The organism is Sphingomonas psychrotolerans (assembly GCF_002796605.1).
Taxonomy (GTDB): domain Bacteria; phylum Pseudomonadota; class Alphaproteobacteria; order Sphingomonadales; family Sphingomonadaceae; genus Sphingomonas; species Sphingomonas psychrotolerans.
In genome coordinates this window covers 995,159-1,011,343 of the sequence record NZ_CP024923.1, presented here as the reverse complement: position 1 = coordinate 1,011,343, position 16,185 = coordinate 995,159, and the positions used below count along the sequence as shown (strand labels likewise).

The 16,185-nt window shown below is 64.9% G+C and carries 14 protein-coding genes; 1 reads left to right on the top strand and 13 read right to left on the bottom strand.

Going from position 1 to position 16,185, the window contains the following annotated elements; genetic code table 11:
• The first annotated feature begins 68 nt into the window (after positions 1-68).
• Positions 69-2,360: a coiled-coil domain-containing protein gene (locus CVN68_RS04455; RefSeq protein ID WP_100281134.1), complete on the top strand. Its 2,292-nt coding sequence runs from the start codon at positions 69-71 to the stop codon at positions 2,358-2,360.
• Between the two features lie 240 nt (positions 2,361-2,600).
• On the opposite strand, the gene CVN68_RS04450 is transcribed toward CVN68_RS04455, so the two are convergent.
• From CVN68_RS04450 to nuoG, 13 genes are all read right to left on the bottom strand, one after another.
• Positions 2,601-2,864: a DUF1467 family protein gene (locus CVN68_RS04450; RefSeq protein WP_100281133.1), complete on the bottom strand. Its 264-nt coding sequence runs from the start codon at positions 2,862-2,864 to the stop codon at positions 2,601-2,603.
• 4 nt (positions 2,865-2,868) lie between these two features.
• On the bottom strand, positions 2,869-4,503 hold the full coding sequence (locus tag CVN68_RS04445; RefSeq protein WP_100281132.1) for a ribonuclease J: 1,635 nt from the start codon (positions 4,501-4,503) through the stop codon (positions 2,869-2,871).
• Positions 4,504-5,286, bottom strand: a complete 783-nt coding sequence (locus CVN68_RS04440; protein ID WP_100281131.1) for a type III pantothenate kinase — start codon at positions 5,284-5,286, stop codon at positions 4,504-4,506.
• Between the two features lie 11 nt (positions 5,287-5,297).
• Positions 5,298-5,954: a biotin--[acetyl-CoA-carboxylase] ligase gene (locus tag CVN68_RS04435; protein WP_100284205.1), complete on the bottom strand. Its 657-nt coding sequence runs from the start codon at positions 5,952-5,954 to the stop codon at positions 5,298-5,300.
• A 47-nt stretch (positions 5,955-6,001) separates the two neighbouring features.
• A complete protein-coding gene (gene nuoN, locus CVN68_RS04430) occupies positions 6,002-7,447 on the bottom strand; it encodes an NADH-quinone oxidoreductase subunit NuoN (protein ID WP_100281130.1) in 1,446 nt (481 codons plus the stop codon).
• Positions 7,447-9,027, bottom strand: a complete 1,581-nt coding sequence (locus CVN68_RS04425) for an NADH-quinone oxidoreductase subunit M (RefSeq protein ID WP_100281129.1) — start codon at positions 9,025-9,027, stop codon at positions 7,447-7,449. Before CVN68_RS04425 ends, nuoN begins: the two co-directional genes overlap by 1 nt.
• On the bottom strand, positions 9,024-11,111 hold the full coding sequence (nuoL, locus tag CVN68_RS04420; protein WP_100281128.1) for an NADH-quinone oxidoreductase subunit L: 2,088 nt from the start codon (positions 11,109-11,111) through the stop codon (positions 9,024-9,026). The genes CVN68_RS04425 and nuoL overlap by 4 nt, the downstream gene beginning before the upstream one ends.
• A complete protein-coding gene (gene nuoK / locus CVN68_RS04415; protein WP_100281127.1) occupies positions 11,111-11,416 on the bottom strand; it encodes an NADH-quinone oxidoreductase subunit NuoK in 306 nt (101 codons plus the stop codon). Before nuoK ends, nuoL begins: the two co-directional genes overlap by 1 nt.
• On the bottom strand, positions 11,413-12,024 hold the full coding sequence (locus tag CVN68_RS04410; RefSeq protein WP_100281126.1) for an NADH-quinone oxidoreductase subunit J: 612 nt from the start codon (positions 12,022-12,024) through the stop codon (positions 11,413-11,415). The genes nuoK and CVN68_RS04410 overlap by 4 nt, the downstream gene beginning before the upstream one ends.
• Before the next feature lie 132 nt (positions 12,025-12,156).
• Positions 12,157-12,642, bottom strand: coding sequence for an NADH-quinone oxidoreductase subunit NuoI (nuoI, locus tag CVN68_RS04405; RefSeq protein ID WP_100281125.1), 486 nt, complete (start codon positions 12,640-12,642; stop codon positions 12,157-12,159).
• Positions 12,639-13,109 carry a hypothetical protein gene (locus CVN68_RS04400; RefSeq protein ID WP_100281124.1) on the bottom strand — a complete coding sequence of 157 codons (471 nt, stop codon included), beginning with the start codon at positions 13,107-13,109 and terminating at the stop codon, positions 12,639-12,641. The genes nuoI and CVN68_RS04400 overlap by 4 nt, the downstream gene beginning before the upstream one ends.
• Entirely contained in the window at positions 13,106-14,167 is a 1,062-nt protein-coding gene (nuoH, locus tag CVN68_RS04395) for an NADH-quinone oxidoreductase subunit NuoH (protein WP_100281123.1), read from the bottom strand. The genes CVN68_RS04400 and nuoH overlap by 4 nt, the downstream gene beginning before the upstream one ends.
• Complete coding sequence (gene nuoG / locus CVN68_RS04390) at positions 14,164-16,179, bottom strand: NADH-quinone oxidoreductase subunit NuoG (RefSeq protein ID WP_100281122.1); 2,016 nt, start codon at positions 16,177-16,179, stop codon at positions 14,164-14,166. Before nuoG ends, nuoH begins: the two co-directional genes overlap by 4 nt.
• Positions 16,180-16,185 lie beyond the last annotated feature (6 nt).

The window sequence follows — 16,185 nt, the reverse complement described above, 5'->3', positions numbered from 1 at the left end:
TACCCGAACGGGGTTAATCAGTGGTTTCCGGCGTTTGGCGATTTGTCCAAACATGGTACACATTCGCCATGAATGGGGGAAAACCAGCGCAAGCAGCCTTCGTGCCGTCGAACGGCAACGAAGAGCTCGTCCTCTCCGATATGTCGGCGCTTCCGGCGCCGCTGGAGGAACTCGGTCTCGACGAAGATACCGACGAGAGCCGCAGCCTCGGTTGGCTCGCGCCGACCGCCGCATCGCTCGCGGTCGCGGCGTGGTTCGCCGGCATGGCTTGGCTCGCCTGGCCGACGATCGAGCGCGGCATGGAGCCGGTTGCGTTCATTCAGCTGATCGCGGCGCTCTGCGTCCCCCCTGCCCTGATCGGCATTCTCTATCTGGTCGCATTGCGCACCAGCCGGTCCGAAGCGCGCCGTTTCGGCGCCACCGCCCGGAAGATGCGGGCCGAGGCCGCCGCGCTCGAGCGCGTGCTTGCCACGATTTCGCAGAAGGTCGCCGAAAACCACGCCGTGCTCGCCGAGCACACCACCGGCCTGACGATGCTCGGCGAACGCGCGGCCGAGCGGATCGAGGGTGCCGCCGGCATGGTCGAGCGTCAGGCGCAGCGGATGGACGGCGGCATCCGCACCTTCGGCGATGCGATGGACCAGGCTGAGAAGCGCTTCGAGATCATCCTCACCACTCTGCCCAGGGCGCATGACGAAATGCAGGGGCTCGCCGGCCGCATCGATGCCGCCGGGCTGCTCGCCAGCCAGCGCGCTGCCGCGCTCGACACCCAGCTCACTGCGCTTTCCGAACGCGGCCGCGAGGCGGACCAGATCGCCGGCGGCGCCGCCGAGCGCCTCGCCGCGCACATCTCGCGCATGGAAGCCACCAGCGAAACCGCCAGCGTCCGACTCGAGCAGGTCACCGAGCAGATGTCGGTCGCGGTCGACGCAGTGCTCGATCGCGCCGCCGGCGCGGTCGACGAGGCGCGCAAGGGCATCGCTACCCAGGGCGAGGCGATCCTCGCGATGCTCAGCGCCAATCAGGCCGCGCTGGATCGCGCCGGACGCGACAGCGCCGAGGCGCTCGGCGAGCGCATGGCGACGATCGAAGAAGCGATCGGCCGCGTCGGCGAACGCCTCGCGCAAGAGCAGGGCCGCGGCGACACGCTGTTCGCCGGGCTCTCGGCAGGCGTCGACCGGCTCGACCGCGAACTTCAGGTGCTCCATGCCGCCGGCACCGATCGCACCCAGTCGCTCGCCGCCTCGATCAGCGCATTGCAGGGCTCGACCGACGCGATGTCGGAGGCGTTGCGCACCGGCGATCAGCTCGCGCGGAAGGTCATCGGCACGTCGGAAGACTTGCTCACCGCGCTCGACGCCTCCGCCCGTGAGATCGACGAGACCTTGCCAGAGGCGCTCACCCGCCTCGACTCGCGAATCGTCGCGAGCCGCAAGATCGTCTCGGGTGCCAAGCCCGAACTGCTCGCCTTGGTTACCGCCGCCGAGAGCACCCATGACGCGATCGAGGCGATCGCCGACGTCGTCTCGCAGCAGCGCGACACCCTCGCCAAGACCCAGGCCTCGTTGCTCGATACGCTCGCGTCCGGCAGCGCGCAGGCCGCTTCGCTCGGTGGAATCGTCGACGACACGATCGAGACCACCCGCCGCTTCGCCGAAACCGCGGCTCCGCAGCTGGTCGATGCGCTGATCAGCGTGCGCGAGACCGCCAGCGCCGCCGCCGCGCATGCCCGCGAGGCGCTCGCCACGATCGTGCCCGGTGCCGCGGCAGCGCTCGAGGAGGCCAGCGGCACTGCACTCAAGCGTGCGGTTGACAGCAGTGTCCGCCGCCAGATGGTCGAGCTGGCCGACACCACCGAGGCGGCCGTCACCGCGGCGGCGCGTGCGTCCGAACGGCTTACCCAGCAGATGCTCGCGCTCGCCGACACGACGTCGCGGCTCGAGGCACGGATCGAGGAGGAACGCGTCGATCGCGAACGCGCCGACAGCGACAATTTCGCACGGCGCACCACCTTGCTGATCGAGGCGCTCAACTCGGCTTCGATCGACATCGCCAAGGCCTTCTCGGCCGAAGTCACCGACAGCGCCTGGGCGGCCTATCTCAAGGGCGATCGCGGCGTCTTCACCCGCCGCGCGGTCCGTCTGCTCGATCCGGGCGACACCCGCGAAATCGCGCGGCTCTACGACACCGACCCGGCGTTCCACGAGCACGTCAATCGCTATATCCACGATTTCGAAGCGATGCTGCGCCACATCCTCGCGCTGCGCGACGGCTCGACGCTCGGCGTCACCCTACTCTCGTCGGACATGGGTAAGCTCTATGTCGCGCTCGCCCAGGCGATCGAGCGCCTGCGCACCTGACAACGCCGTCATCCCGGCGAACGCCGGGATCTCAAGCCGCCGGCGAACGACCCGTTGCGCGAGACCCGGCTAACGCTGGGATGACGGTGGAGTCTTCCAATGTAAGATTTGCTGCGCCAGCTTGGCTATCGGCTCCTTGACGGCGTTGAATCGATCTTGGCGCTCTCGACAAAATCCTGCTGGCTCAAGCAACATCATTGCCGCTCACCGCGCAAACCGTGAAATTGCGCGCGCGATTTCCTACCGGTGGACCCAGTCGAGCATCTCCGCCGTCACCCAGCCATTGACGTAATTGAGATAGAACAGCACGAACAACACGGTCGCAACGATCGTCGTGCGGAGTGCGATTTTGCCCGGGTTGAATCCATGCGGCGCGCTTTCGGCCTGGCCGGGGACCAATTCGGCCCCCGCCTCGTGCGCGGTACGAACTCCGAAGGGCAGCACGAGGAACACCGAGAACGCCCAGAACAGGATGTAGATCGCGAGCATCGACTGCCAGCGCATGGCCTCAGAGCTCCACGATCAGCACGTCAACCACGGGCTTCTTGCCGGTGAACCGCACCGCCGCGCGCCGCACCGCGAGGCGCAGGCTCTCGCGCAATTTCTCCACGTCGCGGCCGTCCTTCTTCACGGCTTCCGCCGCGGCCCCGGCAGCATCTTCGAGGAACGCGTCGCGATCCTCCTCGACCGGCACGCCCTGCACCCGGATCTGCGGCGCTCCCTTGAGCCGCCCACCCTGGATGGCGACCGCGACCGATATCTGCCCGTAAAGCGCGATCCGCCGCCGCTCGTTGATCGTCGTGCCGTCGGCAGGAAGGATCACGTCGCCGTCGAGCACCAGCCGACCGGCATGCGCCTGGCCGACCTGCCGAGGCTTGCCCGGTGCGAGCCGCCAGATGTCCCCGTTGACCTGGGTGATCGCTTGGCGGATCCCCTGTTCCTTCGCGAAGCGAGCCTGCTCGTGCATGTGCCGTACTTCGCCATGCACCGGCAGGATGATCTCGGGCCGGATCCAGCGATACATCTCGGCCAGCTCGGGACGCCCCGGATGGCCCGACACGTGAACGAATGCCTGCCGGTCGGTGATGATCTCTACGCCCTTGCCGGCCAGCGTGTTCATGATCTTGCCGATCGCGATCTCGTTGCCCGGGATCTGCCGCGACGAGAAAACCACGGTGTCGCCGGCATGGAGCTTCAGCGTGTGGGTGTCCTCGGCGATGCGGTTGAGCGCGGCGCGCGGCTCGCCCTGCCCACCGGTCGCGACGATCATCACTTGATTGGGCGGCAGCCGCATCGCGGTGTCGAAGTCGATCGTCTCGGGGAAGTCGCGCAGATAGCCGGTCGCCTTGGCCACCCGGATGATCCGGTCGAGCGAACGACCCGCGACGCAGAGCTGGCGCCCGGTGTCCTCGGCGACTTCGCCCAAAGTCTGGAGCCGCGCCGCGTTCGAGGCAAAAGTGGTGACCAGCACCCGGCCCTTGATCGCCGCGACGACTTCGTCGAGCCCCTTGCGAACGTCGATCTCCGAGCCCGATGCCTCGGGGTTGAACACGTTGGTCGAGTCGCACACGAGCGCGAGCACGCCCTGATCGCCGATCGCGGTCAGCTCCGCCGCGGTCGAGGCGCCGCCCAAGGCAGGCGATTCGTCGAGCTTCCAGTCGCCGGTGTGGAACACCTTGCCATAGGGCGTCTCGATCAGGATCGCATTGCCCTCTGGGATCGAGTGGGCGAGCGGGGTATAGGTCATCGTGAACGGCCCGACAGTGAACGGGCCATCCTCCTTGACGATGTTGAGCTCGACCTTGTCGGTGATGCCCTCTTCTTCGAGCTTGCCGTAGATCAGGCCCGCAGTGAACGGAGTCGCGTACAGCGGCACGCCGAGGTCGGCCGCGAAATAGGGCAGCGCACCGATATGGTCCTCATGGCCGTGCGTCAGCACGATGCCGAGCAGATCGTCGAGCCGCTCCTCGATGAACTGGAGGTCGGGCAGGATCACGTCGACCCCGGGATAATTGGCGTCCCCGAAGGTGATGCCGCAATCGACCATCAGCCACTTGCCCTGGGTGCCATAGAGATTGACGTTCATGCCGATCTCGCCCGAGCCGCCAAGCGCGAGGAAGAGGAGTTCGTTGCCTGGAGTCACTTAATTTCCTTGCTGGCTGCGTTGCCACAGCATGGCCAACCCCTGGATGGTGAGGTCGGGTTCAATCGTATCGAAGACCGTCGTGTGCTTTTCGAATAGCACCGCCAGTCCGCCGGTGGCGATGACCTTGAGCGGGCGTCCGACCTCGGCCTTGAGCCGGGCGACGAGACCCTCGATCATCGCGATATAGCCCCAATAGATGCCGATGTGCATCTGGTCGACCGTATTGCGCCCGATCACGCTGCCACTCTCGGGCGCCGAGATGGCGATGCGAGGAAGCTTGGCCGCGGCGGTAACCAATGCGTCGAGCGACAGATTGATTCCCGGCGCGATGATTCCGCCTTTGTAGGCGCCGCTATAATCGACCAGCTCGAACGTGGTCGCGGTGCCGAAATCGATGACGATCAGATCGCCTTCGTGCCGGGCATGCGCTGCGATCATGTTGAGCGCGCGGTCGGCGCCGAGGCTGCCTGGCTCCTCGACGTCGAGCTGAAAGCCCCATTCGGCCCCGCCCTGCCCGGCGATCACCGCCTCGGCCTTGAAATATTTGCCGGCGAGCACCTGGAGGTTGTGGAGCGCACGGGGCACGACGGTGCCGACGATCACTGCGGTCACTGCCGAGCGGTCATAGCCCTCGAGGCTGAGCAATTGGCTCAGCCACACCGCATATTCGTCGGCCGTCCGCCGCGGATCGGTGGCGATCCGCCAGCGCGCGCGGATCTCGCCATCCTCGACGAGGGCGAAAACGACATTGGTGTTGCCGGCATCCACGGCGAGCAGCATCTGGCTTCCCTTCAGAGCAGGAACACGTCGCCCGCGTGAATGACACGGGTGGTGCCGTCGGCCAAGCGCAGGATGAGCGCGCCCTGCGCGTCGAGTCCGCCAAACAGCCCGTCGACCGCGCTTCCGTCGGCGAGGCGAGCGGTCAGCGCGGTATCGATCGGATGCGCCCGCGCCAGCCAGCGATCACGGACCGGTGCGATCCCGTCACGCCAGCGTGACAGCCAGCGCGCGAAGCTCTCGGCAAGCGTTTCGGCGAAGATGCCGGGATCGGGGGCGGCGCCATGCGCGGCGAGGCTGGTGGCGGGCCGATCAAGGTCGGTGGGGTAATGCGCGAGATTGACGCCGAAGCCGATCACCACCGCGTCATCGGCGCGCTCCAGCAGGATGCCGGAGAGCTTGGCTCCGTCGAGCAGCAGATCGTTCGGCCATTTGATAACCACGCCACCCAGGCGAAGAAAAGTGGATACCGTTTCCTCAAGCGCTACGGCCGCCACCAGCGCCAGCGTGGCCGCGGGCGGCTCGCCGGGCCGAACCCGCACCACAGTCGAGACGAAGAGATTCCCCTCGGGCGAGGCCCAGGCCCTGCCCTGTCGCCCCCTGCCCCCGGTCTGTCGCTCGGCGCGAAGCCACAACCCTTCGGCCGCGCCGCTGCGTGCGAGCTCCAGCATGTCGGCATTGGTCGAGCCCGTCTCGGCGACGGTCCGGAGGACGTGGCTCAGAACAGCGCCTTTGCCGCGAGCGTCGTCCACGCGCCGAGCACCGGGATCAGCGCATAGCCGAGCGGCGACACGAACAGCGCGGAGAGCACGATCAACCCGCCCTCGACCGGATCGGTGCGTCCCTCGAACGTTGGCGCCGGATCGTCGAAATACATCGTTTTGACGATCTTGAGGTAATAATAGGCCCCGATCGTCGAAGCCGCGATGCCGACCACCGCCAGCGGGAACAGCCCTGCCGCGACCGCCGCCTCGAACACCGCGAACTTGGCATAGAAGCCGAACAGCGGCGGAATGCCCGCGAGGCTGAACATGAAAATCGCCAGCGCCAGCGCGAGCCCCGGCCGCGTCCGCGACATGCCTGACAGGCTGGCGATGCTCTCCACCGGCTCGCCATCGGGGCCGCGCATCTGCAGCACGACGAGGAACGAGCCGAGCGTCATCACGACGTAGATCGTCATATAGACAAGCACGCCGGCCACGCCGCGCTCGGTGCCCGCCGCCAGACCGACCAGCGCAAAGCCGACATTGTTGATCGACGAATAAGCCAGCAGCCGCTTGATATTGCTCTGCCCGATCGCCGCGACAGCGCCGAGCAGGATCGAGGCGAGCGCCGCGAAGATCACGATCTGACGCCAATCGTGCAGCGCCGGACCCATCGCTTCGACGGCGACCCGCACCGCCAGTGCGATCGCCGCGACTTTGGGCGCCGAGGCGAAGAAGGCAGTCACCGGGGTCGGCGCGCCTTCATAGACGTCGGGCGTCCACATGTGGAACGGCACTGCGCTCATCTTGAAAGCGAGACCGGCGAACACGAACACCAGCCCGAACAGCAGCCCGATCGAGCGCTCGCCGCTATAGGCCATGGCGATACCGTCGAACAACGTCGTGCCCGAGAAGCCGTACACCAGGCTGATGCCGTAGAGCAGGATGCCCGATGCCAACGCGCCGAGTACGAAATACTTCAGCCCCGCTTCGGCCGAGCGCGTGTCGCGGCGCATGAAGCTCGCGAGCACATAGGCCGAGAGGCTCTGCAGCTCGAGCCCGACATAGAGCGTCAGCAGATCGCCGGCGGAGACCATCATCCCCATGCCCGCAGTCGAGAGCAGGATCAGCACCGGATATTCAGGGCGCAGATCGTCACCCGACGTGCGCTGGAAGAAGCGCGGCGCGATGATGATCGAGACCGCCGCGGCGGCGAAGATCAACACCTTGGCGAACGCTGCGAACATGTCGGCGCGGTAGAGTCCGCCGAACGCCTCGCCGCCGGCCGATGCCGGGCCTGCCAGCGCGATGCCCGCGCCGATCAGCACGGCGACCGAAGTCCAGCTGACCAATCTGGTCGAAGCTTGGCCACCCCATGCAGCGACGAGCATCAGCACGATCGCGCCGACCGCCAGCACCAGTTCGGGCAGGCTCATCAGCAATTGCGTCGAATAATCCATCAGTGCGCACCCCCATGCGCAGGAGCAGCAGCCGCTTCATGGCCTTCGCCATGCGCCGGTGCCGCGGCGGGGTTACCAGGAGTGGGCTGCGAATCGCCGGCGGGTGCCGCGCGCGACAGCCGCTCGACGAGGCGTGCGGTATCGGCACGCATCGGCGCGAGGAAGCTCTCAGGGTACACGCCCATCCACAGCACTGCGGCAGCAATCGGCCCGAGCAACGCAATCTCGCGCAGCGAGAGATCGGGCATCGCGCGGACATCGTCCTTGGTCAGATCGCCCCAGACGACGCGGCGGAACAGCCAGAGCATGTACGCGGCGCCGAGGATGATACCGGTGGTGCCGATCAGCGCGGTCAAGGTCGAGACCTTGTACACGCCCGCCAGCCCGAGGAACTCGCCGACGAAGTTGCTCGTCCCCGGCAGGCCCACCGAAGCCATGGTGAACAGCAGGAACAAGGTCGCATAACGCGGCATGTTGATCGCGAGGCCGCCATAGCGGTCGATCTCGCGGGTATGCAGCCGGTCATAGATCACGCCGACGCAGAGGAAGAGCGCCCCCGAGACGAGTCCGTGGCCGAGCATGACCATCATCGCGCCGTCGATGCCCTGCGCGTTGAACGCGAACAGCCCCATCGTCACGATCGCCATGTGTGCGACCGACGAATAAGCGATCAGCTTCTTCATGTCGCTCTGCACGAGTGCGACCAGCGAGGTGTAGACCACCGCAACGCACGACAATGCGAACACCAGCCACATCAGCTGCGCCGATGCTTCGGGGAACATCGGCAGCGAGAAGCGCAGGAAGCCGTAGCCGCCGAGCTTGAGCAGAACGCCGGCGAGGATCACCGACCCCGCGGTCGGCGCCTGGACGTGCGCGTCGGGAAGCCAGGTGTGGACCGGCCACATCGGCATCTTGACCGCGAACGAGGCGAAGAAAGCGAGCCACAACCAGGTCTGCACCTGTGCCGGGAAATCATGCGCCATCAGTGCCGGGATGCTCGAGGTGCCCGCGTCCATCGCCATGTAGAGCATCGCGATCAGCATCACGAGGCTGCCCAGCAGCGTGTACAGGAAGAACTTGTACGATGCGTAGATGCGATTGGCCCCGCCCCAGATCCCGATGATCAGGAACATCGGGATCAGCCCGCCTTCGAAGAAGATGTAGAACAGGAACAGATCCTGTGCCGCGAAGGTGCCGATCATCAGCAATTCGGTGGCGAGCATCGCGGCCATATATTCGGGCACGCGGTTCTCGATCGCCTTCCAGCTGGCACCGATGCAGATCGGCATCAGGAACACCGACAGCATGATCAGCATCAATGCATAGCCGTCGATGCCCAGCGCCCAGGCGAAGCTGACGCCGTCAGGCTTGCCGAACAAGGCCGAATATTCGACGAACTGCCATTGCGGCGCGTCCGGTCCAATCTGGAAGTTCGCCCACAGCACGATGCCGAGGACGAAGTCCACCAGCGTCGCGACAAGCGCGATCCAGCGCGCGGTCTGCGCATTGGTGAACAGGCACGCCACCGCCGCCACGGCGGGGATGACGAGCATGATGGTGAGGATGGGCACGCCGCTCATCCTGCGATCACCCAGGTCAGCGCGGCAGTGAGGCCGATCAGCATGATGAACGCATAAGTGTAGAGATATCCCGATTGCAGCTTGACCGCGCCGACGCTGCCCAAGCGGATGACATTGGCGAGCCCGTTGGGGCCGAAGCGATCGATGGTCTTCTCGTCACCCGCTTTCCAGAGCACGCGGCCGATGGCGAATGCCGGGCGCACGAACAGGAAGTTATAGAGCTCGTCGAAATACCATTTGTTGAGCAGGAAGGTGTGAAGCACGCGGAAATTGTCCGCGATGGCGGCGGCGAGACCGGGTTTGCCGATATAGGCGTACCACGAGAAGCCGAGCCCGAGCAGCATCGCGATCGTCGCCGAAAGCTTCACGCCCAGCGGAACCTCATGCATCGCGTGCATCAGATGCGTGTTGAACGCGATCGAACCGCTCCAGAAATGCGCGCCCTCTTCGGCTTCGATGAAGAAGCCGTGGAAAACGAAGCCGGCGAAGATCGCGCCGACCGACAGCAGCAGCAGCGGGATCAGCATCACCCATGGGCTCTCATGCGGATGATAGCCTGCGGTGCCCTCATGAGCGTGATCGTGCGCGGCATGATGCGCGTCGGGTGCATGCCCGGCATCCTCGGCCGCGGGCGCATCGTCATGATGCGCATCATGACCGTGGCCATGGGCATCGTGCACTGCGTGCTGGATATGCTCCGAGCCCGCCCAGCGGGGCTTGCCGTAGAAGGTCAGGAACACGACCCGCCACGAATAGAAGCTGGTGAGCAACGCGACGAACACGCCGACCCAGAAAGCGCTCGGCACCCCCGCGGCCCAAGCCGCCTCGATGATCGCGTCCTTCGAATGGAAGCCGGCGAAGCCGATCGCGGCGACGCCGTCGAACACGCCCGGAATGCCCACCCCGGTTATCGCGAGCGTGCCCGCCATCATCGTCCAGAACGTGATCGGGATCTGCTTACGCAGGCCGCCATAGAAGCGCATGTCCTGCTCATGATGCATCGCGTGGATCACCGAGCCGGCGCCGAGGAACAGCAAAGCCTTGAAGAAGGCGTGGGTGAACAGATGGAACATCGCCGCGCCATAGGCGCCGACACCCGCTGCAAAGAACATGTAGCCGAGCTGCGAGCAGGTCGAATAGGCGATGACGCGCTTGATGTCAGTCTGGACGAGGCCGACGGTCGCGGCGAACAGGCAGGTCGCGGCGCCGACAAAGGTCACCACGCCCAGCGCCACGGGGCTGGTCTCGAACATCGGCGACAGGCGGCAGACCATGAACACGCCCGCGGTGACCATCGTCGCGGCGTGGATCAGTGCCGACACCGGGGTCGGACCCTCCATCGCGTCGGGCAACCAGGTGTGCAGCCCGAGCTGCGCCGACTTGCCCATCGCGCCGAGGAACAACAGCAGGCAGAGGATCGTCATCGTATCCCAGCGCGTGCCGAGGAAGCCGATCGTCGAGCCGGCCATGTTCGGCGCGGCGGCGAGAATCGTCGGGATGTCGATCGTACCGAAGACGAGATAGGTGCCGAAGATGCCGAGCATGAAGCCCAGATCGCCGACGCGGTTGACCACGAACGCCTTGATCGCGGCGGCATTGGCACTCGGCTTGCGGAACCAGAAGCCGATCAGCAGGTATGAGGCAAGGCCCACGCCTTCCCAGCCAAAGAACATCTGGACGAGGTTGTTCGCGGTCACCAGCATCAGCATCGCGAAGGTGAACAGCGAGAGATAGGCGAAGAAGCGCGGCTGATCCGGATCCTCACTCATATAGCCCCAGCTATAGAGGTGGACGAGCGCCGAGACGCTGGTGATCACCACCAGCATGACAGCGGTCAGCGCGTCGACCCGCAGCGACCAGTCGGAATGGAAGTCGCCCGAGTTCATCCAGGTGAGCACCGGGACCACAGTCGCCTCTGCGCCGTGGAGATACTGCAGGAAGATCGGCCACGAGAGAGCGCACGAGACGAACAGCGCGCCCGTGGTCAAAGCTTTGGGCAGTACGCTGCCGAACGCCTTGTTCGAGAGGCCCGCGACCACTGCGGCGATCAGCGGCAGGAATACGATAAGGAGGATCGGCGACATCAGCCCTTCATCCGATTGACGTCGTCGACCGAGATCGTGCCCCGGCTACGGAAGTAGATGACGAGAATGGCAAGTCCGATCGCGGCCTCGCCCGCGGCGACGGTCAGCACGAACATCGCGAAGACCTGCCCGACGAGATCGTTCAACGCCGCCGAGAAAGCGACGAAGTTGAGGTTCACCGCAAGCAGGATGAGCTCGATCGCCATCAGGATGACGATGAGATTCTTCCGGTTCATGAAGATGCCGAGCACCCCGAGCGTGAACAGGATCGCCGAGACGACCAAATAATGGGTGACGCCGATCACAGCTCGACCCCCTGCCCGACCGGTGGGTTCATGTTGCGCGTCGCATCCTTCGAACGGCGGTTGATCTGGCGGTTGACGTTCTGCGGACGGACATCGCTACGCTGACGGTATGTCAGTACGATCGCGCCGATCATCGCGACGAGCAGCACGAGGCCGGCGCCTTCGAAGATGAACAGATAGCGCGTGTAGAGCAGCCGTCCGATCGCCTCGATATTGTGCACAGCCGGATCGATCGGCGCGATGCGGCGGCCGAGCTGGATCCCGCCCGCGCTATAGGCGCCGATCGCGATGATCATCTCCGCCACCAGCGCGACCGCGAGCGCGAGCCCGATCGCGGCGTAGCGCATCACCCCGGCACGCAATTCGGCGAAGTCGATGTCGAGCATCATCACGACGAACAGGAAGAGCACCGCGACCGCGCCGACATAGACGATGACGAGCAGCATCGCGATGAACTCGGCGCCGGCGAGCACCATCAGCCCTGCCGCGTTGAAAAAAGCGAGGATCAGCCAGAGCACCGAATGCACCGGGTTGCGCGACAAGATGGTCAATGCCGCGGAGGCAATGACGACGATCGCGAACAGATAAAAGGCGATGAGCTGGATCAAGCTTACCTCGTCACCCCGGCGAAAGCCGGGGTCTCGTGCGAAGGGGCTGCGCGCTTGCGGCCTGAGATCCCGGCGTTCGCCGGGATGACGGAGAGAGAGTGAATCATCGTGCGTCCCACTGTTGGCGCGCGCTTAACGGTACGGTGCATCGGCGGCAAGGTTCGCGGCGATCGCGCGCTCCCAGCGGTCGCCGTTCGCGAGCAGCTTGTTCTTGTCATAGATCAGCTCTTCGCGGGTTTCGGTCGAGAATTCGAAGTTCGGCCCCTCGACGATCGCGTCCACCGGGCACGCCTCCTGGCACAGCCCGCAATAGATGCACTTGGTCATGTCGATGTCGTAGCGCGTCGTGCGGCGGCTGCCGTCGTCGCGCGGCTCGGCCTCGATCGTGATCGCCAGCGCCGGGCACACCGCCTCGCACAGCTTGCACGCGATGCAGCGCTCTTCGCCATTGGCATAGCGGCGCAATGCATGCTCGCCGCGGAAGCGGGGCGAGATCGGGTTCTTCTCGTACGGATAGTTGATCGTCGCCTTGGGCTTGAAGAAATACCGCAAGGTCAGCCAGTGGGCCTTGATGAATTCCCACAGGGTGTAGGAACGGATGATCTGGGCGACGCTCATTTGGATTTCTCACTGCGATTGCAAATGCCCCCGGTGAGCACAATGAAAGTCGAGCGCTTGCCGGTGTCTTTCTCGGTGCTCAGAGCGGTCGGGGTCAGTAAGATGGTTGCCGTTCCACCGGGCTGATCTACGAGTTGCACCATCGTGGCGCATGCCTGATCGGTGAACAGGCACGGACCACCCGACATCGCTACGAAAGCGAGTGATCCTTCCGCGATCGGAAGCGCGGCGTATTTGCCCGCGATCTGGATCGGGTTCTTGGGCCAGATTACCTCAGCTTGCGCGCCCTTGTCGTCTTTCGAGACGAGGATGCGAAATTTCCAGTCATCAGTCCCTTCAGGAAAGCCGATCGGATTAATCGTCGCGCTTGTGGCTGAGGTCCGGCTAAGGGCCTGCGGCGTTTCTATTGTGCAGTCATAGCTGCTTGTGGTCGCAGCTACCGCGGCAAAAAAGGCAAGAACGCTCATACCGGCAGCCCCACGCGCTGCACCATCAGCCAGCCCGAAACCAGGAACACGAAGATCAGCGACAGCGGCAGGAAGATCTTCCAGCCCAGCCGCATCAGCTGGTCGTAGCGATAGCGCGGGACGGTCGCCTTCACCCAGCTGAACACGAAGAAGAAGAACAGGATCTTGGCGAACAGCCAGAGGATGCCCGGGATATCGAACCAGGGAATCAGATCGATATTCAACGGTGGCAGATAGCCGCCCCAGAACAGCGTCGCGTTGAGCGTGCACATCAGCAGCACGTTGGCATATTCGCCGAGCCAGTAGAGCGCGAAGCTCATCGACGAATATTCGGTCTGATAGCCCGCGACGAGCTCGGACTCCGCCTCGGTGAGGTCGAACGGCGCGCGCTGCGTTTCGGCGAGCGACGAGATGAAGAACACCACCGCCATCGGAAACAAGAGCGGATTGAACCCGAAGCCGTTGAGGAAACCGAGCACATGGCCCTGCTGCGAGTCGACGATGCCGGAAAGATTGAACGTCCCCGCCCACAGCACCACCGCGATCAGCACGAAGCCGATCGAGACTTCGTAGCTCACCATCTGCGCCGCCGCGCGGATCGCCGAATAGAACGGGTATTTCGAGTTGGACGACCAGCCCGCGAGGATGATTCCGTAGACGCCCAGCGACGAGGCCGCGAGGATGTAGAGCAAGCCGACATTGATGTTGGAGAGCACCACGCCGGCCTGCCACGGCACCACCGCCCACACGATCAACGCGACCGTGAAGGTGATGATCGGCGCGATCAGGAACAGGGTCTTGTTCGCGCTCGACGGAATGATGGTTTCCTGGAGGAACACCTTCAGGCCGTCGGCGAAGCTCTGCAGCAGCCCGAACGGACCGACCACGTTGGGTCCGCGGCGCAGTGCCATCGCCGCCCAGATCTTCCGGTCGGCATAGATGATCATCGCCACTGCCAGCATTAGCGGCAATGCGATCACGAGGATGCCGACGATCGTCGCGATCAACCACGCCCAGCCGAACGGCAGGCCGATGGTGTTCTGGAAGAAGGCGGTCATTCCGCTGCCTCCGCAAAATCTTCGCCGTGGAGCAGTTCGGCCGAGCAGCGCTGCATCGTCGGCGACGCGCGGCAGATTGCGTTGGTCAGATAGAAATCGGCAATCGGATAGGTCACCGAACCGGAGGCAGTGGCGGACAGCGCAGGCGCAGCCCATGGGAAGGTCACCAGACCCTCCTGCGCCAGCTCGGGGACTTCGGATGCCATCGCCGCGCGCAGTTCCTCGAAGCTGTCGAACGGCAGCGTCCGACCGAGCCTGTCGGAGAGCGCACGCAGGATCGACCAGTCCTCGCGCGCGTCGCCAGGCGGGAATACCGCGCGCTCGGCGTGCTGGACGCGACCTTCAAGGTTCACATAGGTTCCCGGCTTCTCGGCATAGGTCGCCGAGGGCAGGATCACGTCGGCGTGATGCGCGCCCTTGTCGCCATGATGGCCGATGAACACCTTGAAGCTGGTCTCGAATTTCGAGAAATCGACTTCGTCGGCACCGAGGAAAAGCGCCAGTTTCGGGTTCGCTGCGACGACATCGGCAATCCCGCCCTTCTGCGCGAAGCCGAGCATCAGCGCGCCCATCCGCGCCGCGGCGATATGGACCACGCCGAAGCCGTTCCAGGCCGTCCCGTCCTCGAGCGTTCGCACCAGCTTCATCGGCTCGACCAATGCGAGCGCGGCGCCGAAGCCGGCACCCAGCGCACCGGGGCCGACGATGACGAGCGGCTTCTTCGCGCCGTCGAACGCCTGGACGACCTGGTCGGGCAGCTTGCCGAGCAGCGACAGATCGTTGCCCAGCCATTCGAGCTTGTAGGTCAGATCGGTTTCGGGCCCGATCGCGAAGACCTTTGCGCCCTTCTTGATCGCCTTGCGCACCCGCGTGTTGATCAGCGGCGCTTCCCAGCGCAGGTTGCTGCCGATCAACAGGATCGCATCGGCCTCCTCGACGCCGGCGATGGTCGGATTGAACGCCACCGCGCCAAGGCTCGACACGTCATAATCCATACCGGTCTGGCGGCTCTCGAGCAGCTCCGAACCCAAGCCCTTGAGCAGCGCCCTGGCGGCATACATCGTCTCGCAATCAAGCAGGTCGCCGGCAATCGCCGCGACGCTCGAGCCGGCATTCACCGCGGCGATCGCCTCGAACGCCTCGTCCCAGCTCGCCTCTACCAGCTTGCCGTCACGCCGCACAAACGGACGGTCGAGCCTCCGGCGGACGAGCCCGTCGACATGGTAGCGGGTCTTGTCGTGCGCCCACTCCTCGTTGACGTCCTCGTTGATCCGCGGAAGCACGCGCATCACCTGACGGCCGCGGCTGTCGGCGCGGATGTTGGTGCCGACCGCGTCCATAACGTCGATCGACAGGTTCCGCTTGAGCTCCCACGGCCGATATTCGAACGCCACCGGCTTGTGGGTCAGCGCGCCGACCGGGCAGAGATCGACGGTGTTGCCGGAGAGTTCGCTCCTGAACGCCTTTTCCAGATAGGTCGTGATCTGCATGTCCTCGCCGCGATAGATCGCGCCGATCTCGTCCACGCCGGCGACTTCTTCGCCGAAGCGCACGCAACGCGTGCACTGGATGCAGCGGGTCATGATCGTCTTGATGATCGGACCCATATATTTCTCGGTCACCGCCCGCTTGTTCTCGGTGTAGCGGCTATGGCCCTTGCCATAAGCGATCGACTGATCCTGCAGGTCGCATTCGCCGCCCTGATCGCAGATCGGGCAATCGAGCGGGTGGTTGATCAGCAGGAATTCCATCACGCCCTCGCGCGCGGCCTTCACCATCTGGCTGTCGGTGCGGATTTCCTGGCCCTCGGCGGCGGGCAGCGCGCAGCTCGCCTGCGGCTTGGGCGGCCCGGGCTTCACTTCGACAAGACACATGCGGCAATTGCCGGCTATCGACAGCCGCTCGTGATAGCAGAAGCGCGGAATCTCCTTGCCCGCGGCTTCGCAGGCCTGGAGCACGGTGGCTCCCTGCGGCACCTCGACTTCGATTCCGTCTACTTTGACCTTTGGCATTGCGGA